Origin of the sequence: Bacillus sp. Je.9.29.b (assembly GCF_051129925.1) — a bacterium.
Lineage (GTDB): Bacteria > Bacillota > Bacilli > Bacillales > Bacillaceae > Bacillus > Bacillus safensis.
In genome coordinates this window covers 13,535-34,933 of the sequence record NZ_JBCPSO010000008.1, presented here as the reverse complement: position 1 = coordinate 34,933, position 21,399 = coordinate 13,535, and the positions used below count along the sequence as shown (strand labels likewise).

Here is a 21,399-nt window from a genome sequence, read left to right as displayed (position 1 = left end):
AACCAAAGGAGATGTCCATCGTGGAACAAAAGAGATACGACATAGAAGGAATCCAAGTGGGACAACCTATCATCACCTATGCGAATGGAAAAGAAATCAAAACAGCCATCAACAAAAGGCGCATTCATGAGCCTGTGTATTTAAGTCAGGTCAATTTTGAAGGAGATGGTCAGGGGGATTTGGTTCATCATGGGGGTTATGATAAAGCCGTCTGCGTCTTTCCGTATGATCATTATGCTCACTTTGAACAATTTCTAGGGGTTCCATTACAGGAAGCTGCCTTTGGCGAGAATGTAACAGTACGCCAGCTAGTCGAAACGAATGTGCATATTGGCGATGTGTTTCAGCTTGGAGATGCATTTGTTGAGGTGAGCCAGCCAAGACAGCCTTGTGTGAAATTGTCTTTTAAGCATGGCAACATGAAGCTTGTAAAGGAAGTGCAGAAAACAGGGTATACAGGCTTTTATTTACGTGTACTGAAAGAAGGCATGGTGCCGCCTGATGCTGCGCTTGTACTAGTAGAAAAAGCGTCCCATCAGATTACGGTCCATGAAGTCAATGAAGTCAAATATCGTCAAACAAGTCCAGAGAGACTGAAAGCCGTTCTTGAAGTAGATGCCTTAGCAGATGTGGTCAGGAAGTCTTTAGAAAAACGAATTCAGCACATTTAAAAAAAGCCGTACATCAGCTTAAGATGTACGGCTTTTCAGCGCTTATGAGCTGCGTACGGCTTTTCAGCGCTTATGAGCTGCGTTTCTTTTGCTCAAGAAGATTTGCAAGGAAATATGTTTTTAAGCTTTGAAGCTTTCTTCCTTCATGCTTGGTCACACCAAGCTTCTTTAATTCTTCGACATACCAGCCTTTGCTACCATAATGCATGATAGAAAACTCCTTTCAATTGAAACTGCCTGCATTGTAACATCTCAAAAAAGAACGTGAAAAGCGTGCAGGTGTCAAGAAATGAAAACTGATTCTATCTGCCTATGATCCATGTATATGCTGGAAATATTGATTTATGAATTTGGCGGGTTGAGGGTAACGAGGATCATGCCGACCGTCATAATCATGATGATAACACCCAGATAGGTCATCATGGATTGTTTTTTCTTAATCCCTACAACCGTTAAGATAATACTTTCGATGAAAAAGATAACACCTATGATGATGAACCACATATCAAATAAGACCCCTTTCGCATATCTTTGCCTATTTTACCACAGGCTTTTTTGTTTAGTCGTGACAGATTCGTGAAACGGGCATGAAAAAATCCCCTCCAGTGAAGGAGGGGACCCGCTGCTTACAGCTTTGTTAAAATAATCGGTTCGTCTTTAGTGATCACAATCGTATGTTCAATCTGTGCGACTAGACTTTTATCTGGTGTTTTAAATGTCCAGCCATCATCAGCCTGATAAATCGATTCAGCATTTGTTGAAATGAAAGGTTCAAAGGCAATGACTGTGCCATTTTTAAACAAAGCATTATCGAATGGATCATAGTAGTTCAAGATATGGTTAGGTGCTTCATGCAGATTCTTCCCAATGCCGTGTCCTGTCAGGTTTTTAATGACGGTAAATCCTTGTTCTTTCGCTGTATTGTAGACCGCACGGCCAATTTGGTTTTGTCTTTTACCGGCTTTTGCATGCTTTAATCCTTCAAGGAACGCATCCTCCGCACACTTACATAATGCTTCAAGACGAGCATCACCTGTACCTAAAACAAATGAAATGCCTGTATCGGAATAATAGCCGTCCAGTTCTGCTGAGATATCAATGTTCACAAGGTCGCCCTCTTGTAAAATGGTTTTTTCACTAGGGATACCGTGTGCAACTTCATCGTTCACGCTGATACAAGTGGTACCAGGGAAGTCATATTCCTTTTCAGGTGCTGAATTGGCCCCATGTTCTTCTAATATTTTTTTCCCAATCAAATCTAATTCTTTTGTAGACATGCCTGGTTTCGCTTGGCTTTTCATTTCTTCTCTTGCCAAAGCGACAATTCGGCCGACTTTTTTTAAGGCTTCTAACTCATGATCATGTTTGACAATCACTGTTCATTCCCGCTTTCTATATCTTCATTCTATTCAATAGCTTACCACAATTTACGCAAAAAGAGTAAAGAGCGGAATTCAAATGAATGTGGACAAATTGGTATAGATAACTAGACGTGCATATGATATATTTTTTATGAACATCATGAATGATTTGGTCATGATGATGACAAAGGGGGGAAATCAGATGGTGTTTCAGTTTTTTCAAAAGCTAGGAAAATCATTTATGCTTCCAATCGCTGTACTTCCAGCAGCAGGGATTATTTTGGCCATTGGGCGGGAGGATGTATTCAATATCCCGTTTATTCATGCGGCAGGGAATGCAATTTTTGCGAACTTGGCTTTAATTTTTGCAATGGGTGTAGCGATTGGTATTTCAAAGGATGGGAACGGGGCAGCGGCATTATCAGGAGCGATCTCTTATTTTATTTTGTCAGCCGGTACAACGTCGATTAACTCAACCAACAATATGGGGGTATTGGGCGGTATTTTATGCGGGCTTTTGGCAGGTTATGTTTACAATAAATTTAAGGATACGAAACTGCCGGAATACTTAGGTTTCTTTAGCGGAAGGCGGCTTGTGCCTATAATGACCGCACTTTTCACCATTCTATTAGCAGCCGTTTTCGGATATGTATGGCCGCCGATTCAAAGTGTAATCAATGATTTAGGAGAATGGATTTTAAGTCTAGGTGCAACAGGTGCAGGGCTGTTTGGTTTCTTTAACCGATTGCTCATTCCATTAGGACTTCACCATGTCTTGAATAACTTATTTTGGTTTCAATTCGGTGAATTCAGCGGGGCAACAGGGGATTTAGCGCGATTCTTTAAAGGAGATCCAAGCGCGGGTGTCTTTATGACCGGATTCTTCCCAGTGATGATGTTTGGTCTGCCAGCGGCATGTCTAGCCATGGTTGTAACTGCAAAACCTGAGAAACGAAAAGCAACAGCTGGTCTGATGATTGGGATGGCACTTACATCATTTATAACAGGGATCACTGAACCAATTGAATTTTCTTTTATGTTTTTATCACCACTTTTATATGGTGTCCATGCTATTTTGACGGGGCTTTCGCTTTTTATTGTGAACACTCTTGGGATTCATAGCGGCTTTGCCTTTTCAGCAGGTGCGATTGATTACGTCTTAAGCTTCGGTATTGCGCAAAAACCGATCTTGCTTCTTGTAGTAGGAATCATTTATGGCGTTGTGTACTTTGTCGTTTTCTATTTCCTCATTAAACTATTAAAGCTGAAAACACCAGGCAGGGAAGATGATGACATAGAAGATATCGCAGCGGATGATGCGGTTACGGCAGGAGGAGCGAGTGTGCTCGTAGAGGGGCTTGGCGGCAAAGACAATATCACCACGATTGATCATTGTGCCACACGTCTTCGCTTAACAGTAGAGGATACTAATTTATTAAATGAAGCTACATTGAAAAAAGCAGGTGCCAAAGGGGTGCTGACTTCTGGAAAAACATCCGTACAAATTATTATTGGAACGAATGTAGAATTTGTCGCAGATGATCTCCGTAAGGAAGTCGATCGAGATTAAAAAAAGCGTTCAGCCAGGTCAAATGGGCTGAACGTTTTTTTGTTTACGCTGTTCGATCACTAGCACAATACTGATCACAACGAGTAAGAACCATGAGCTAATTTTCCCTAGATGAACAATGGACCAAGCATGCTGCTGATTTGGATATTGCCATGCGCCTAAAAAGGTGGTGACATTTTCGGCAATCCAAATAAAAAAGCCAATCAGGAGAAATGAAACAACAAGCGGCATTCGAAAGGAAGATGGACCAACCTGAAACGAAACCGACGTTTTCCGAAACACAACAACAAGCAGACATGTCAGCCACCACCTGACATCATAGAGCCAGTGATGCGTAAAGAAATTGAGATAAATGCACAAACTGATGCCAATTGAAAGAAATGGATGAGGCCAGTCGGCCACTTTTACATGAAGTCGTGAAAATGCCTGATAAATATAACTAGCCACACTTGCATACATAAAGCCGCTATAAAGTGGAACCCCAAATATTTTTGTATAAGCTTCTTCTGGATAGGACCAAGAGCCCATATGTACTTTATACACTTCTAAACAGATTCCTATGAGATGAAATAGACAAATGACCTTTAGCTCCGCCCAAGTCTCCAGCCGCAGCGTCAGCATCAGGATCTGAGCTGCGATGCAAAGCAGTAGAATGAAATCATACCGGTGAAGAAAAGGAATAGACACCGTCTTTGATAGGGCAAGCGCCGCAAAGATCATGACGGGGAATAGACATGAGATGGCCTGTAAATAAGCAAAATGAAATAGTGTTTTCATACAAAATTAAACCCCTTTTTACGGTCTGAAATGACTTAGACGGTTTTAGCAAGGGAAAAGTTTACCTCAATTAGATATTCATGAACAATTTGTGAATATATATGTGAAAAAGATCACAAATTAGATATAGCATAGTATAATAAGATCATAAAGAAAATGTGAAATATTTCACATAATTTAAAAGGAGGCATCATCATGTTTACAAAATTCTTACAAACGAATGTATGGGCAGCCGTTATCCTTTTGGCAGCAAGACTTTATATCGGATGGACTTGGCTGACATCTGGTATTGGAAAACTAACAGGTGGATTTGATGCATCAGGCTATTTGCAATTTGCGATATCTGAACCTGTCGTCAAAGATGGTCATCTTGTGTATCCGTTCTATGTATGGTTTTTAGAAAATGTCGCTTTGCCAAATGCCGGACTATTCAGTGCCATGGTCATGTGGGGAGAAATCTTAGTAGGCCTAGGATTAATTGTTGGATTATTCACAACAACGGCAGCCTTTTTTGGAAGCGTGATGAATGTCTCATTCTTACTAGCTGGAACCGTCTCTGTGAACCCGCTGCTTCTGCTCATAGCCATCATTATCATGGCAGCGAAAGGGAATGCAGGCAAATTTGGACTTGATTATGTCGCAGGTCCAGTCCTCAAAAGAACAATGAAAAGAAAGCCGCAGTTAGAAGTGGCATCATAATAAAAGAAAAGCATCCTGAGTAAACGCTCAGGATGCTTTTTTATTTAAGAATTGGCTTTTATCAAGTTGATATGCAGCACGGTGAGTTCATGCTGGCTCATATCTGGATCATGGCCTACGATAAATTCGAGTTCATAATCACCGGTTTGATACACATATTTTTTCTCTTTTGTCTGCGGAATGGTGCTCACTGAATCCGCTGGTCCTAGCTGTTTCTTTAGTAACGAAGGGGTCATACCGCCGATATTTGTTTCTTTTTCTACATTTGTACCGAAATAACGGATTTCATCAATTTTGCCTTTTGCATCATAGTGAAAAGCAAATCCGGGATTTCCCATTTCCGCATGATACAAATCAAAGCTGCTTTGACCTGTTTCTGGATATGGATAACCGAGCTTATGATGAACGTCTTTTTTTGTTTGAACGCCTATTTTCAGGCCCTTCGCATAGTAGGGCATTTGTCCTTTATGTGCCAGCTTATAAATACTGTTAAGCGCGGCTTTTGGACCTTGAGGAACGGATTGCTCTGCGGCCATGGCGTGTGCTGAGACAGCAGGGCTGAAACCGAATAGGGCAGACGAAGCAAGTGAGGCAGTCACGACAAAAGCTGCTGTTTTCTTCATGATAAATCCCTCCTTCTTCTCCTATACCCGGTGCCATCATGATCAAACGTGAAAAGAACCAGCTGATCAAGGATCGGCTGGTTCTTAGCATGAGAACGTTATTTTGAAGAAGAGCTGGATTCATCTTTGGCGGAAGAGGAATCCTTTTCATCCTGTACTTTCTTTGTATAGTCATAGTCGTTGCGGTCAATCGGTGTAAAGCCTTTAGGCTTGTAGAAACGGAGTAAATCTTCGGTGACAATCTTATCAGATGTCTCCAGCATCTTTTTCACCGTTTCATTTTCTTGTGATGCCTTGTCAGTTGGCTCGATTTTCTCGCCTGTTTTGTTGCTGTAATAGTTATTGCCTACTTTCGTGTAGTCTTTAGACACGAAGTCACCGTTTCTAAATGGCACAAGCTCTTTAAAGTTCTTCGATAAGATATCAGAACCAGACATTAAATAGTTCTTCGTATCATCGCCAAGCAGGTGCAGAAGGGTTGGTGCGACATCGACTTCACCAGAGTATTTATGAATCTGTCCGCCTTTTACGCCAGGAACATGGATAAAGAGCGGCACACGCATGAGCTGCGCATTTTCATAATCTCCGATTTTTTGCCCTGTCACTTTTTCCATCGCTTCATTATGATTTTCAGAAATACCGTAATGATCTCCGTACATAATGACGACTGTGTTGTCATAGAGACCTGACTTTTTCAAATCGTTGAAGAACTGTTCAATCGCTTCATCTAAATAATGAGCCGATTGGAAGTAGTTATCTACGACAGAGTCACCGAAATCACCAGGTTCGAAATCAGTATCACCTTCATCCATTCCAAATGGGAAATGGTTCGATAATGTAATGAATTTCGAATAAAACGGCTGCTTCATGTTTTTAAGGATTGGCATTGACTCTTTGAAGAACGGTTTGTCTTTCAGTCCATAGTTCTTCGTATCCTGCTCGTTCATATCGTAGTACTCAGAATCGTAAAATCTGTCATATCCAAAGGATTTAAACATTTCATTACGGTTCCAGAAGGTTTTCGTATTGCCATGGAATTCTGCTGACGTATATTGATCCTTCTTCAAAATACCAGGAAGTGCTTGATATGTGTTTTGCGCTTTGTTAATAAAAACAGAGCCCTGTGATAATGGGAATAACCCAGTATCCATCATAAATTCAGCATCAGACGTTTTTCCCTGTCCTGTTTGATGGAAGAAATTATCAAAGTAAAACGTTTTGTTGTCGTGTGCCAATGAATTAAGGAATGGCGTTACTTCTTTTCCATTCACCTTATAATCAATGACAAAGTTTTGCAGAGATTCAAGAGAAATTGTAATGACGTTCATGCCTTTCGCTTTCCCGTAATAAGCAGGGTTAGGATCAGCGCTGTTCGCTTTTAAATAGTTCTCTACATCTGTCACGTCATTTGAATTTGCCAGAGCACGCTGGCTGTTTGATTTCACATTTTGAATGGCATCAAACACAGTAAAGTTATAAGCACCTAAATATTTAACTAAATAATTGCGGTCGAACGATCTTGATAAAAGCTCTGGACGATCGATCTCTGCAGCCACTAAGTTTAAAACAAAGATCACAACAGAGGACACAAGGACGAGTCTAAACGATTTTGACTTTTGAACAGGTACAGTGGCTGTACTTGTTTGCTGCTGCCTTTTCATGCGGACTGCAAGTACAATCAAAATGATTGTATCAATAAAGTAAAACACATCAGTCCAACGCATGAGTGAAAATGCACTATCACCTAATTGTCCGCCATTCGTTCCTGCCTGCATCACTGTAGGCAGCGTGATAAAGTCATTGAAGAATCGATAGTACACGATGTTTGCGTATAGTAAAAAAGACATGAAAAAGTGAATCACAATGATAGCGGCAGGCTGCCATTTTTTCTTGAACAATAAAGCAAAGCCAAGAAAGAACAAGCTGGAGCTAATAGGATTCACGAAAAGCAAAATATGCTGAAGCACATTTGATATACCAAGTTTAAATTCGATTAAATACGCTGAATACGTTTTGAGCCATAGTAAGATGGCTGCAATCAGAAAGAAGCCGAGACCTCTTTTTTGAATAAATGTTTTCATATAAACACTCCTTTTCTCCGTTAAACGGAAGAGGCGGAACGAAAGAAAACGAACCATTAGAATATACCACGAAATGCACAAATAGAAAAGTCATAACCGGTGAAGAGCCTTTGCAAGCCTGTCCGAGCAATAAAAGGAGAGAAAATGAAAATATTCGCCCGTCGAAAAACTTTTTATGAAAAACGACCTATTATTGACAGAAAATTCAGCAATTTCCCAGTTGCTATATCAATAAAACAGGCAAAAAGACACAAGTCTAAAGAATTAATTTGATTTCTACAATGGTCATTTAGAGAGTATTTCCATTGTTTATTAATGTTTATGCAGATTAAACAAAAAAAATGAGCCATGGAATGGAATAAGACGATGGATAAAAATTCCTCCCAAACAATATATCAATATATTTTTGTGTTCCACGAAAATAATGGTTTTCATGTATTTTTTAAGGGTTTCATTTATTTTAATAAGTGAACAAATTATCTAAATATACTTAAGTGAACATATCGAGACTATAAACTTCTGAATTGGGGTCGATATAGACAGTGACAGGAAATCTTCCATTGAAAGGATTGATAGTATATGACTGTACGAGCAGAGAACCTCGTTCAGAACTGGTTTCCGAGTGAGGACGGAAATGCAGGAGAGCGTAAAGAATTCATCAAATTGATGGAGCAGATCATTTCAGGGGTCGATGACCTGAAAGATCCCAACCGTGCACACCTTAAAGGTGAAAAGAATCGTGGGGAGGACTTTTACAAAAAGCTCACTGAAACAAGTCAAATTCCGATGAACGGCCAGCAAGCGGAACTTGTGAATGAAGAATTACTGAAGCTTTTACATAACCATCCATACCACACCAAGTATTTCTTCACGAACATTTTGCCAATGGCAAGTACACCAGGAATTTTAGGCATGCTGACAGCTATGCTGGTAAATGGAAATAACCTTTGGGATGTTTATGGACCAGCAGGTGCGGAAGCTGAGGTCAGAGTGGTCTCAATGATGTCTAAGCTCATCGGATATGATCCAAATATGAGCGGGGGTTATACAACATGGGGAGGTCAAGGGGCTATTTTCTCAGGGCTTCGTTTAGCTGTTTCAAAAGCTGCGCCGGAGTCACTGCGAAAAGGAGTTCCACAAAATCTTTATGCGTTTTGTTCTGATGCTGCACATTACAGCTTATTTAAGTCAATGGAAGCAACAGGACTTGGCACAGACAACTTGATCAGAATTAAGACGAATAAAGATCATTCAATGGATATGGAAGATTTGCGTTGTCAAATGGAACGTGTTGCACAGGGTGGCGGGATTCCCGTTTATATTGTCGCAACAACCGGAACAACAGATGCCATTGCAATTGATGATGTAAAAGGGGTACGTGAAACAGCAGAAGCAATTGCTGAAAAGTATGATCTGAAGGTGCCGCATATTCATGCAGATTCAGCGCTCGGCGGATTCTTTGCTTTCTTTAATGAGTATGATGTAGCTGAAAACCCGCTGCAATTCTCAGATGGTGTTCTTCGTATGCTAAAAGAAATCAAGGCGAAATTCCAGCATCTGTCTCTTGCAGACTCGATGTGCTTTGATTTTCAAAAGCTTGGCCAAACACCTTACACATCCAGTTTATTCTTAGTGAAAAACGCTGCTGACTTAAAGCGTTTGGACTTGGAAGAACAGGAGACACCATATGTTGGCCATAGAGGCTACGGGGAATACCATACGGGTTATACACTTGAATGCTCAAGAATGGGAAGCTCGATCAGTATGCTGAGTGTGCTCTTAACATTTGGGATTGAAGGCTATCAGCGTTTGCTCGGTCAATTTTTAGAAGTGAACCTTGCCTTTAGAGAAGCACTTAGTAGGGAAATTCCGCAAGCAGAAGTCGTGAATGATGACAACGTCGGAATGGCTACATTATTTAGAATTTACCTAGACGGCTCACCGCGTTTTCAAGAAGAGATTTCTGGCGAAGCGACTTCAATGGAAATTGAGCGAAACAATGAATTGAACAAAATGCTGTTTGAAAAACTTGGAGAGAAAAGAGACGAGATGTTCTTTGGCGATACAACGAAGTTTTTACTTGTCAACTCAAAAGAAGGCCAAGAATTCTATCTAAGTGTTAGTAAGTTTTTTGTCATCTCACCTTATACGTTACCAGAGCATATCCCTCATATCGTATCTTATTTAAAAGATGTGATTGCATCTGTTTGTGGACAATTTGAAAATGTACATGCTTAAATCAAATCTGAGAGTGGAGATGTAGGAAAAAATGGCGAAACAAAGGAAATTTGGAGGATACACGATATCCTCTAAAATCATGTCAGTCGTTACCGTAACATTACTCGCAACCGTTGCATTATTCGTTCTAACCTTTTATCTAGTCAGCCAGGATTTATCATCACAGTTATTAAAGCAATTTGATTATCGATTAACAACAGATATTGATACCGCCAAAAAAGAAATCGATAACATCGATGGAAACGTGCTCAGCATTAGCGGGAAGGATGATCCCATTTATGCCGAGATCAAAACGAAATTCACAGAGCTTCAAAAAGATCATACGCTTGAGAACTTATACGTGTTATCTAATAAAGGCGGTAAAGAAAGAATTATCGTATTAACTGGAGAAGACAATGATTTTGACCAGGATTATGCATTCTCAGATGAGATGAAACAAGCTCTTTCTGAAGATAAAATGGTCAAAAGTGATATTTACAAAGATTCATTTGGTACACATAAATCAGTCTTTTTGCCAATCAAGGATTCAGGCGGTGAGCTGACAGGGATTTTAGGCATTGATTTAGATGCGTCTGTCGTGCCTCAAACAACGCAGAAGCTGACGATCTATATCACAGTGGCATCTGCCATTGTGCTCATCGGTGGATTACTCTTCTCATACTTTATGGGAAGAAGAATTGCGAAACCAGCACGTACATTGATGGAATCAGCGAACCGAATTGCTGACGGTGATTTAACTGGTATGGTAGAGGTTGAAAGTAAAGATGAGATCGGCCAGCTTGCCGCATCCTTCCAAAAGATGCAGGGACGGATTAAAGAGCTCATTTCGAAAATCTCAAACTCATCTAGTGAAGTGTCGAAAATGTCTTCACAGCTTCGTACGGTGACGACTGAATCAAGTCAAAGTGCGCAGCAAGTATCAGAAGCCATGACGAATATGAGTGAAGGAATCAATGATTCTGTCGCAAATATCACGGATTGTACGACATCCGTTGCTGAGATCGATACGCAAATCGAAGGCGTCACAAAAGAAGTTGATGAAATGAAATCTGTTTCATCTAACGTACAAGAGCAGTCAGAATCTGGTCAAAAATTAGTGAACCATGTGCTTGATCATCTGAATATGCTACATGACAAGATGACCAACTCAAAGCAGGCAGCAGAAGAATTACAATCTCATTCAACGGAGATTGAAAGTGTCATCTCAATTATTACGGACATTTCAGCCCAAACAAATCTGCTTGCACTGAATGCTTCAATTGAAGCTGCACGTGTTGGAGAAGAAGGAAAAGGGTTTGCTGTTGTGGCAGATGAGGTGCGCAAGTTAGCTGAACAATCAGCGGATGCGGCTAAAACCGTTTCAGACCTTGTCATCGGCACACAGGAAAACAGTCAGCGCGTTCTTGAAAGTGTAGAGGAAAGCAGTAAAGCAGTGGAAGAAGGACGTGAGCAAATGGAAGGCACGTCACAAAATTTCGCTTTGATTTACGACGGTGTATCTCAATTTTCAAGAAGAACGAACAATTTGCTTGCTTCTATTAAGCAAGTTGAGCAAGCATATCAAACGATTTCTACATCGATTGAGCAAATTTCTGTTGTATCGGAAGAACATGCAGCCAGCTCTCAAGAAGTGGCGGCAGCAACAGAACAGCAAAGTGCTGGTATGCAGCAAATTTCAAGTGCGATTGAACAGCTCTCTGATATGTCGGATGACTTAGCACAAATGGTCTCTACCTTCAAAGTCGACAATAAATAACGAGAAAGGGCTAAAATATTTTAGCCCTTTTTCTCTTTTCAGCGAAGAAGGGACGAGCACCTGAGTGCAGGACTCACACCGAATGCGAGGGGTGTCTAGATGCTGAAGCCGGCTCTTGTGAGAGAGCCAGCTTTTTTGCTATGCTTAATCAAATACTTGCGGCGAAAGGAGAAACGCTATGGATTTTGCGCAGAGATTATCAGAAGAACGGATCAAAAAAGCGATGGATAACGGGGCTTTTGAAGGATTATCTGGCTTTGGGAAACCTCTGCCAAAAGATGATGCTGCTCATGTACCAGAAGAACTTAGAATGGGCTACCGCATCATGAAAAATGCCGGATTTGCTGGGGAAGAAACAGCGCTGAAAAAAGAACTCATGACTGTCAAAGAGCTGCTTCACTCCAGTATAGACGGAGAGGAGAGAAAAAAGCTGTCTCTCATATGTGAAGAAAAACAAAAACGTCTGGATGAACTTACATCTAAGCGCCAAACTTTTGCCCGTCCAGCTTCCTCCTTTTATAAAAATAAGGTCTACGAGAAATTAACGGAGCATAAAAAAAGATGATGACACGCTGCCTCTCCCTGAGCACATTGAGGGAGCTTTTTTTATGTAAGCGCTACATTTTGTTGTTGACTACATGTATATACAAATATAAAATAAGAATCAAACATGTATATACAAGTTTTTTGGTTCTTTTTTCTTATATAAAAAAACGATCTCGGAGGGGATAGTATGGCTGATTATCAGGCAGCAGCAGATCAGATTGTGAAAGCCATCGGCGGCAAAGAAAATATTGATCAAGCGACACATTGTGTAACAAGACTGCGCTTTGTGCTGAAAGATGAAGGCAAGGTGGATGAGAAAGCACTTGAACAAATTGATGAAGTGAAGGGATCTTTCTCAGCGAACGGTCAATACCAAGTTGTTATCGGCCAAGGGGCTGTCAATCGAGTATATGCCGAAATGGTCAAAAGGACGGGGATTGGGGAAGCCACAAAAGAGGACGTGAAGCGTGCCTCTGATCAAAAATTAAATCCATTGCAGCGTGCTGTGAAAACGCTTGCGGATATCTTTATACCGATTCTTCCTGCCATCGTCACAGCCGGTTTATTAATGGGGATTAATAATATTTTAACAGCTCCTGATATTTTCTTCGATCAAAAATCGATTGTGGATGTGTATCCGGCATGGGCTGACTTAGCGAATATGATCAACTTAATTGCAGGCACTGCCTTTACATTTCTGCCAGCATTAATTGGCTGGTCAGCTGTGAAGCGGTTTGGGGGGAATCCGCTTTTAGGGATGGTCCTTGGTCTGATGCTCGTACACCCGGACTTGTTAAACGCATGGGGCTATGGTGCGGCTGAAAAGACCGGTGACATTCCTGTTTGGAACTTATTTGGACTTGAAGTGCAGAAAGTAGGCTATCAAGGACAGGTTCTTCCGATACTCGTTGCCTCTTATTTACTTGCAAAGCTCGAATTATTTATTACAAAACGGACACCTGAAAGTATTCAGTTGTTAGTTGTTGCACCGATTACGTTATTAGTCATTGGATTTTTATCATTTATCGTCATTGGACCTGTTACCTTTGCAATCGGTAATGTTTTAACATCTGGACTTGTAGCCGTATTCCAGCAATTCGCAGCACTTGGCGGTCTATTATACGGCGGTCTGTATGCAGCATTAGTCATTACAGGAATGCACCATACGTTCCTCGCTGTTGATATTCAATTGATTAACTCAAAGCTGCATGGCACGTTCCTATGGCCAATGCTTGCACTGTCCAATATCGCACAGGGATCAGCTGCACTGGCAATGATGTTTGTCTTAAAAGATGAAAAGCAAAAAGGACTTTCGCTGACATCAAGTATTTCTGCTTATTTAGGAATTACCGAACCGGCCATGTTTGGGGTCAACCTGCGTTATCGATTCCCATTTATTTTTGCACTGATCAGCTCAGGATTAGCCGGTATGTTTATCGCCTCTCAAGGGGTGCTGGCAAGCTCAGTTGGTGTTGGAGGCATTCCAGGAATTTTCTCCATTATCCCGAAATATTGGGGGGCATTTGCAATTGGAATGGTGATTGTACTCATCCTCCCATTCATCGGTACTCTTTTATATGCAAAACTAAAAAAGAAGAAGGATTTTTCAGAAGAACTTAACTAGTGGTGGTGAAGGAAATTGAATCAGCAATCAAATGAACCATGGTGGAAAAAAGCGGTGGTCTATCAAATTTATCCGAAGAGCTTTTTAGATACAACGGGCTCTGGTACAGGTGATATCAATGGCGTGACGAAAAAGCTTGATTACATCAAAGAGCTTGGGGCGGATTGTATTTGGCTCACGCCAATGTATGAGTCCCCGCAGCATGACAACGGCTATGATATTAGTAATTATACAAAAATCCATGACATGTACGGCACAATGACAGATTTTGAACACATGCTGAAGGAAGCGCATGAGAGAGGAATACGGGTCATCATGGATCTAGCCGTTAACCATACATCCATTTTCCATGAGTGGTTTCAAGCCTCGCGTGAGTCAAAGGATAACCCTTACCGAGATTATTATATTTGGAAGGAGCCAAAAGCGGACGGATCTCCGCCGAATGATTGGCAGTCGAAATTTGGCGGTCCAGCCTGGGAGCTAGATGAAGTAACAGGAGATTATTATCTCCATTTATATGATGTCACTCAGGCAGATCTCAATTGGGAGAAGGATGAGGTGCGCAGGAAAGTATATGACATCATGCACTTTTGGTTTGAAAAAGGAATTGATGGGTTCAGGCTGGATGTCATCAACAACATCTCAAAGGATCAGCGCTTCTTAGATGACGCCGGACAATCTGTGCAAGGCGACGGCCGCATGTACTATACGGACGGGCCGAGAATTCATGAATTTCTGCATGAAATGAACCAGGAGGTTTTTTCGAAATACGATAGCATGACAGTTGGAGAAATGTCTTCAACGAATATCGCAGACTGTATTCGGTATACAAGACCTGATCGGCAGGAGCTGGATATGACGTTTAACTTCCATCATTTAAAGGTGGATTATCCAAACGGCGAAAAGTGGGCGATCGCACCATTTGATTTTCAAGAATTGAAGTCGATTCTGTCTGAATGGCAGACGAAAATGCATGAGGGCGGCGGCTGGAATGCGCTGTTCTGGTGCAATCATGATCAGCCGCGGATCGTTTCAAGGTATGGTGATGATGACACGTATCATCAGCAATCAGCGAAGATGCTGGCGACCACGATTCATCTGATGCAGGGGACTCCTTATATTTATCAAGGTGAGGAAATTGGCATGAAGAATCCCCGCTTTGAGGACATTTCGTCTTACCGTGATATCGAATCACTTAATATGTACGAAGTCATGCTTGAAAAGGGAAAATCAAAGGAAGAAGCACTCGCCATTTTACAGGTCAAGTCAAGAGATAATGCGAGAACACCAATGCAGTGGACCTCAGAGAAGAATGCAGGTTTCTCAACAGGAACACCTTGGATTGAGCCAGCCCATAACGACATTTCGGTCCAAGCTGCGTTAAAAGACCGGACGTCCATTTTCTATCATTACCAAGCCCTTTGCAGACTGCGTAAAGAACTTGATGTGATCACATATGGCAGCTTCTCCTTACTTTTAGCAGAAGATCCAAAGGTGTTTGCTTATGTTAGAGAAAGCAAGGATGAGAAGCTCCTCGTGATCAATCACTTTTATCCAGGGGAGGCGGACTTCACGCTTCCTGATGAGCTTGTGCAGGCTGTAGATGAGATGGAGGGGCAAGTCCTGTTATCCAATTATGAGGATGTGCCGGCACATATCAAGGGATTTACGTTGCGCCCATATGAGTCAATCGTTTATCATTTAACCAAACGCTAGAAAATGGGGCGGAGGGAAAATGAAAGAGAATAAGTTTCGAGTGATTTATGATCAGCTCGCAAGACGAATTGAGCAAGGTGAATGGCAGGATAAAGGCATCCTCCCATCAGAGCATGAACTTTCTATCATGTACGACACGTCCCGGGAGACGGTGAGAAAGGCATTAAATATTCTTGTGCAAAATGGCTATATTCAAAAAATCCGCGGGAAAGGCTCTGTATTACTGAATCGGGAGAAAATGCAGTTCCCTGTATCAGGTCTTGTCAGCTTTAAAGAGCTTTCCCAAACGCTTGGCCGAAAGACAGTCACAACGGTTCATGAATTTGGCTTAATTAAACCGGATCAGTATATTCAGTCTCAGCTGAAAATTGATGAACAGACAGACGTCTGGAAAGTCATTCGATCTCGTAATATTAGCGGAGAAGAAGTGATTTTAGACAAGGACTACTTCTTGCAAAAGCATGTCGAAGTATTGTCTAAAGACATATGCGAAGGATCAATCTACGAGTATATTGAGGGAGAACTCGGTGTATCGATCAGCTATGCTCAAAAGGAATTTGTGGTAGAGCCATGTACAGAAGAGGATGCCAAGTACCTTGATTTGAAGGGATTTGACCATGTCGTTGTGGTAAAGAATTATGTGTTCTTAGAGGATACGAGTCTATTTCAATACACAGAAAGCCGTCACCGATTAGACCGCTTCAGATTCGTCGATTTTGCTAGAAGAGAAAAAACGGACAGAGCATAGGCTCTGTCCTTTTCAGGTTTTGGAGAAGCGGGGATATACAACGACAAGATCATGATTTATAGGAGGAAAAATGATTAGACTGAATCGACCACTAAAATTACGGGATTTAGAAATTTTTAGCGTGATGAAAGATCATCGAATATTATGTTACGTGATTATTGAAGATACTCGAAAACCGTTTACGGAAGAAGATCGAAAACTAGATCCATTATGTTATATGGATGAAGAAGATATACAGGCGATTTTGAATGTGTTTCATATTTCAATTATTAATGATGAAAAGTTAAGTGAAGAGGATTTAACTCTTGTTCAATCGTATTTTGCTGAATTTGTAAATAATACGAATTTAACGAATTTTATTACGAGAGATTATGTTCAAGAGGATTTATATGCCGTCGATGATGAAGATGACATCACATTCTTCAATAGAATGCTGCGTCATATAGGATCAGATGATGTGAAACAATTTGATAAACGCAATTGGATTTATTTATCCCAAGATTGAGATGAGAAAAGACAGAGCCTAGGCTCTGTCCTTTTTTTAGGATGATACATTATTTCTTGTACGCTTGCGCTGGTAGTAATATAGGATACCGCCTGAGGCAAGCATGAGTACGCCAATCAATACAGCTGTATACATCATCGTTGCTGTATTTGGCAGTGTGCCGCCTGGGAGTCTGGTTCCATCTTGGTTTGGATCTGTACCTCCGCCTGGCGCTGATGTACCGCCGTCTCCGCCAGTTTGATCTGGCGTTGTTCCAGCTGCCCCGCTTTGGTTGAGTACGGTATATTCGCTGAAGTGTTCAGTTTGACCTGATACGACCCCATTTTCGAACGCTCCGTTACTTGTTTTGGCATAACGGTTTTTCTTGCGGTCTACATAATATACACCAGGTTTCTTCGCCTTTTGAGGCTCATCTAATGTAAAGGATAGTGTGACAGGATCTTTAAAGGTAGAAACCTTTTTCTGATCTTGTTTGATTTGGAAATCATACGTATCCGTTAATGCATTTTTCACCTTATTCGTCTTTTTCATCCATATATCTGCGCTTTTCTCGGATAAGTTGGAGAGCGGTAATGCGAGTCCCACTTTGTCATGATAGATGGTGACGTTTGGATCTTGCTCTCTTTTCTTCAGCTCGGCTACCTGCGCTTTTGATAGAGACAATTGAACGTTTTTCGCTTCGCTCGCTTTGTCTAAATAGAGCAATGCTTTGTTTGTATGCTGCACATACGTTTGGAATTTCTCATCATCTTGAATGTCATAGGCGCCTTTTCCTTTCGCACGCGGAAGGAACACTTCTTTCACTCTGTGATCGATGACAGGAGAAATATGCCCGCCGTCTGCCTGTTCAATTTGCTCTTTGAAGATTTCATAGTCAACATAGCCTAAGTCTTCGCCGTGAGAGGCTTCTGTAAAGACGCTGTAGCCATCTCCGCCTGTGCCGACAAATGCGTTTGTCGCCACGCGGTATGTTTTCTTATCATCAATGTCTGTTAGTTTGCCGTTTTCGTCTTTCAGTTTGACATCAATGAGTCTGCTGCCAGCTGGTTTACTCAGTGTAAACGTATATTCAATGCCGGCTACATGAGGGAATGCGCCGCCGCCTTCCTCAATGCCTGAAAGCCCTTGTTCGAGTGCTTTCTTAATTTGGCTGCCTTTTAGATCTGCGACATAGAGTGTGTTTCCGAATGGCATGACCGTTAAAATATCACCTAAAGTGATATCTCCTTTTTCAATGCTGCCTCGAATACCACCGCCGTTTGTGATGGCAAGATCAGCACCAGCAGATTCTTGTGCTTTTTTCAGCATGCCGTCAGCAATAAAGTTCCCAAGGTTCGTTTCCTTCGCACGGACATGCTCGCGTTGTCCATCTAAGAGGACATCGGTAGACCCGACTTTTTCCGTTTTTAAATCTTGAATATCTGCCTTGTACTGATCGAGGATCGCTTTTGCATCGGCATCTTCTTTGACAGAGTCATCGATGGTGATGAGGTCAAAAGAAGATTCCTTTGGCTGTACGACTCCTTTTTGATTAAAGGCCACGTCTACTTTTCCTAAGAATTGTCCGTAGTCTTTTACCTGGGCGACAATCGTTGGTTCTTTCTTATTGACGACCTTTAATTTTTCAACAAGGGTGTGCGTGTGACCGCCAATGATTAAATCAATACCGTCTACTTTTTGAGCAAGCTCAAGGTCACGGTTATAGCCAATGTGTGTTAAAGCAATGATTTTGTTGATTTTTTCTTTTGTTTGAATCGTGTTGACTGTTTCTTTTGCTTTCTTGTATGCATCCTTGAATTGAATGTTAGGACCGCTGCTGGATGTAATGGCCGTGTCTTCAGTGGTTAAGCCGAATACAGCCACTTTTTCACCGTTTACATCAAGCAGGATGTATGGGTAAATCCCAGCTTCTTTTTTCTCACCAGCTTTAAATGTCGCTGGCTTTTTCACTAAGCCGCTCAATTGTTTTTCCTTAGAGACATCAACGTTTGATGACACAATCGGGAATGCAGGCTTTTCAAATTGATGACGGTTTTTCGCATCTACATCTGATGCATCACCTGTCAGGAATTGACGAAGAACAGAAGGACCTTTGTCAAATTCATGATTACCAAACGTCATGGCATCATATTTCATTAAGTTCATGAGTTTTAGGTCGGCAAGTCCTTGCCATTTTGTGAAATATAGGTCACCAGAGAAGACATCTCCAGCATCTAATAAAATGTTGTTCTTGCTTTCGGATCGAACTTCTTTAATCTTTGTTGCACGTCTTGCCGCATCATCAAGGTGTGCGTGTGTATCGTTTGTATGCATCACCGTTAAGTTCCAGTTGTCTGATGCAGGCGGTTCTGTTGTGCCATCCTCTTTAAAGGCTAGCTTGTACACGCCAAGACCATCTGTGCTGGCGTTACGAACAAAGTCTACGCTGCTTGATTTTTCAGCAAACGGCTTAGCCAAAAGAGAAGATTCGAATGTGACTGTTGCGCCCTTGACTGGTGCAATGGACCAGTTTTGATCCGCACTTGGATTGATGGTTTTTTGTTCGATAATATAATCCATCAGCACTTGGCGGTTCTCATCAGCTGAGGCAAGCACCACTTTATCTTGCGTCAGATGCGGGAAGCCCCCGCCGCCAGAAGCTCGATAGTTGTTCGTTACGACTAAAAATTCTTGATTGTCAGAGACTGGTTTCCCATTGTAGGACAGGTTTTTGATGCGGTTTGCATTCGCATTAACAAGAGTGCCTGTTGTGCTGTACTTAGCAGGCTGCGTCACATCGACTTGATAGGTGACACCATCGATCACATCAAAGTTATACGAGCGGTATTCTTCGTTTAAAATAGGCTGTTCATTTGAATTGTTTGGTTTGATCTGATTAAACTGTCCGGCAGACATCTCAAGCCAGTCTTTCACTTCATTGCCTTTCAGTTTGACAATCTGCACGGTGTTATCGTAAAGGTAGAGATCGCCGATGTTTTTAATTGCTAAATCACCTTTTGCGATATTTGTATAATAATTTACACCGTTTCGGCCGCCGGCTTTAAACGGGGCGCCTGCAGATAAAATCGGTAAGTTTTTGTATGACGTGTCCTTCATTTTTTCTTGTGCATACCATTTTTGTGCATCTGTCACAATTTGAATAGAAGGGTCATCCATCACTTGAGCAAAAAAGCTGTTAATGTCTGCTTCTGTTTTACCGACAGGTTTTCTCACATAATCAAGTGTGTTTTGATGCGTTGTTTGAATGGCATCTTTCACAGTGCTGTTTTGAGAGGTGACTCCTGCAACTGATTCAATCTTTCCTGTTCCGTTTGTGACCTTCCATTTGCTGCCGTCAGGCTCTAATGTTAAATCAATGACTCCGAGGTAGCTTCCCCAGTTTTTTGACATGACGACTGGAATGCCGTTGATCGTTCCTTTTGAGACATCGAATTTGTCGACGCCGCTATATTCAGCGCTTGGGAATGTGCCGTGCTGGTGGCCGGACACGATCGCATCGATGTCTTTCGTTTTTGTGGCAAGGTCAAAGATCATATTTTCTGATCCTTTAGGCGAAGCGGTTTTTTCAATTCCTGTATGGGCAAGAGCGACGATGATATCTGCGCCTTTTTCCTTCATTTCAGGAATGGTTTCATTGGCAGATTCGACGATATCCTGCACTTGAACTTGTCCATCTAAATGCTTCTTATCCCACGTCATGATTTGCGGTGGAACGAATCCTATGTAACCGACTTTCACAGTTTGTGAAGCTCCGTTTGCATCTTTAAAGGTTTTATCTTGGATCACATAAGGCGTAAAACGGTGTTCTCCATTTAGCTTTTTGACGTTCGCATTGACAATCGGGAAGTTAGCGCCGGCAATGGTACCATCAAGAAATGATAATCCGTAGTTAAATTCATGATTGCCAAGTGTTCCTGCATCGTACTTTAGTTTGTTGAGTGTATGAATAATGGGGTGAACCTTTGTTTGATTGATAATACTGTCTTTTTCATTTTTGTAAACGTATTCTCCAAGAGGGGTCCCTTGAATCAGGTCTCCGTTATCAACAAGGAGGGTATTTGGATTTTGTGAACGGTGCTTTTCAATCAGCTCGGCTGTTTTTGCCAAACCAAATTCATTTGTTTCTTTGTCGCTGTAATAATCGTAATTCATCATGTTCGCATGTACATCCGTTGTGGCTAAGATGCTGACTTTTACGGCATCGCCGTTTTCTATTGCTGCATGAGTAGGTACTGCTGGGAGAATGAGACTAATCATCATAATGGAAGTGAGCAGAATAGACAGGTTTTTCCTTCGTTTAGACCTATGTGCTTGCTTCTTCACCTGATCTCCGCCTTTCTAATTTTTTTGACCACAATACCTATTGTAGAAATGTTTCGTTAACTTTTGTAGTTATTTTTTGCAGATTATTGTAAAGATAACATAAATCATACGAATTACCTTGTTGAGGAAATATAAATAAGTCTAAATGCTTATTTTTATCA

General features: G+C 41.4%; 17 protein-coding genes. 10 read left to right on the top strand and 7 right to left on the bottom strand.

Annotated features, from left to right (window positions below):
* The first annotated feature begins 20 nt into the window (after positions 1 to 20).
* Positions 21 to 671, top strand: coding sequence for an MOSC domain-containing protein (locus AAZR19_RS16135; RefSeq protein ID WP_056767670.1), 651 nt, complete (start codon positions 21 to 23; stop codon positions 669 to 671).
* A gap of 70 nt (positions 672 to 741) precedes the next feature.
* Here the strand turns inward: AAZR19_RS16135 and AAZR19_RS16130 are convergent, their stop codons facing one another.
* The 3 genes from AAZR19_RS16130 to map all read right to left on the bottom strand — a co-directional run bounded on the left by AAZR19_RS16130 (position 742) and on the right by map (position 2,047).
* Positions 742 to 879: a YflJ family protein gene (locus tag AAZR19_RS16130; RefSeq protein WP_064497716.1), complete on the bottom strand. Its 138-nt coding sequence runs from the start codon at positions 877 to 879 to the stop codon at positions 742 to 744.
* A gap of 134 nt (positions 880 to 1,013) precedes the next feature.
* Entirely contained in the window at positions 1,014 to 1,175 is a 162-nt protein-coding gene (locus tag AAZR19_RS16125) for a hypothetical protein (RefSeq protein WP_087976421.1), read from the bottom strand.
* 122 nt (positions 1,176 to 1,297) lie between these two features.
* Positions 1,298 to 2,047, bottom strand: a complete 750-nt coding sequence (gene map, locus AAZR19_RS16120) for a type I methionyl aminopeptidase (protein WP_024424611.1) — start codon at positions 2,045 to 2,047, stop codon at positions 1,298 to 1,300.
* A gap of 187 nt (positions 2,048 to 2,234) precedes the next feature.
* Between map and nagE the strand changes: the two genes are divergently transcribed.
* The gene (gene nagE / locus AAZR19_RS16115; protein ID WP_056767674.1) at positions 2,235 to 3,602 is read left to right on the top strand and encodes an N-acetylglucosamine-specific PTS transporter subunit IIBC; all 1,368 of its coding nucleotides are present in this window, start codon (positions 2,235 to 2,237) and stop codon (positions 3,600 to 3,602) included.
* A gap of 18 nt (positions 3,603 to 3,620) precedes the next feature.
* Here the strand turns inward: nagE and AAZR19_RS16110 are convergent, their stop codons facing one another.
* Positions 3,621 to 4,379 carry a DUF817 domain-containing protein gene (locus tag AAZR19_RS16110; RefSeq protein WP_041106285.1) on the bottom strand — a complete coding sequence of 253 codons (759 nt, stop codon included), beginning with the start codon at positions 4,377 to 4,379 and terminating at the stop codon, positions 3,621 to 3,623.
* A 195-nt stretch (positions 4,380 to 4,574) separates the two neighbouring features.
* Here AAZR19_RS16110 and AAZR19_RS16105 point away from each other — a divergent pair, with 195 nt between their 5' ends.
* Positions 4,575 to 5,078, top strand: a complete 504-nt coding sequence (locus AAZR19_RS16105; RefSeq protein WP_034283676.1) for a DoxX family protein — start codon at positions 4,575 to 4,577, stop codon at positions 5,076 to 5,078.
* A 44-nt stretch (positions 5,079 to 5,122) separates the two neighbouring features.
* Here AAZR19_RS16105 and AAZR19_RS16100 read toward each other — a convergent pair whose 3' ends face one another.
* Both AAZR19_RS16100 and AAZR19_RS16095 read right to left on the bottom strand, forming a co-directional pair.
* Positions 5,123 to 5,701 carry a YjgB family protein gene (locus AAZR19_RS16100; protein ID WP_056767677.1) on the bottom strand — a complete coding sequence of 193 codons (579 nt, stop codon included), beginning with the start codon at positions 5,699 to 5,701 and terminating at the stop codon, positions 5,123 to 5,125.
* A gap of 98 nt (positions 5,702 to 5,799) precedes the next feature.
* A complete protein-coding gene (locus AAZR19_RS16095) occupies positions 5,800 to 7,782 on the bottom strand; it encodes an LTA synthase family protein (RefSeq protein WP_056767679.1) in 1,983 nt (660 codons plus the stop codon).
* A 579-nt stretch (positions 7,783 to 8,361) separates the two neighbouring features.
* On the opposite strand from AAZR19_RS16095, the gene AAZR19_RS16090 reads away from it, so the two are divergent.
* The 7 genes from AAZR19_RS16090 (at position 8,362) to AAZR19_RS16060 (ending at position 16,915) form a co-directional block, all read left to right on the top strand.
* Positions 8,362 to 10,020 (top strand): pyridoxal phosphate-dependent decarboxylase family protein, encoded by a 1,659-nt coding sequence (locus AAZR19_RS16090; RefSeq protein ID WP_076839116.1) that lies wholly within the window; start codon positions 8,362 to 8,364, stop codon positions 10,018 to 10,020.
* Positions 10,021 to 10,051: 31 nt separating this feature from the next.
* Positions 10,052 to 11,776, top strand: a complete 1,725-nt coding sequence (locus tag AAZR19_RS16085) for a methyl-accepting chemotaxis protein (protein ID WP_076839114.1) — start codon at positions 10,052 to 10,054, stop codon at positions 11,774 to 11,776.
* A gap of 178 nt (positions 11,777 to 11,954) precedes the next feature.
* Positions 11,955 to 12,341 carry a DUF1992 domain-containing protein gene (locus AAZR19_RS16080; protein WP_034283684.1) on the top strand — a complete coding sequence of 129 codons (387 nt, stop codon included), beginning with the start codon at positions 11,955 to 11,957 and terminating at the stop codon, positions 12,339 to 12,341.
* Between the two features lie 168 nt (positions 12,342 to 12,509).
* Positions 12,510 to 13,946 (top strand): PTS system trehalose-specific EIIBC component, encoded by a 1,437-nt coding sequence (treP, locus tag AAZR19_RS16075; RefSeq protein ID WP_024425856.1) that lies wholly within the window; start codon positions 12,510 to 12,512, stop codon positions 13,944 to 13,946.
* Positions 13,947 to 13,961: 15 nt separating this feature from the next.
* Positions 13,962 to 15,662 carry an alpha,alpha-phosphotrehalase gene (treC, locus tag AAZR19_RS16070; RefSeq protein WP_218677557.1) on the top strand — a complete coding sequence of 567 codons (1,701 nt, stop codon included), beginning with the start codon at positions 13,962 to 13,964 and terminating at the stop codon, positions 15,660 to 15,662.
* Between the two features lie 19 nt (positions 15,663 to 15,681).
* Positions 15,682 to 16,410 (top strand): trehalose operon repressor, encoded by a 729-nt coding sequence (gene treR / locus AAZR19_RS16065; RefSeq protein WP_024425854.1) that lies wholly within the window; start codon positions 15,682 to 15,684, stop codon positions 16,408 to 16,410.
* A gap of 70 nt (positions 16,411 to 16,480) precedes the next feature.
* Entirely contained in the window at positions 16,481 to 16,915 is a 435-nt protein-coding gene (locus AAZR19_RS16060) for a hypothetical protein (protein ID WP_024425853.1), read from the top strand.
* 36 nt (positions 16,916 to 16,951) lie between these two features.
* On the opposite strand, the gene AAZR19_RS16055 is transcribed toward AAZR19_RS16060, so the two are convergent.
* A complete protein-coding gene (locus AAZR19_RS16055; RefSeq protein ID WP_434703727.1) occupies positions 16,952 to 21,238 on the bottom strand; it encodes a multifunctional 2',3'-cyclic-nucleotide 2'-phosphodiesterase/3'-nucleotidase/5'-nucleotidase in 4,287 nt (1,428 codons plus the stop codon).
* Positions 21,239 to 21,399 lie beyond the last annotated feature (161 nt).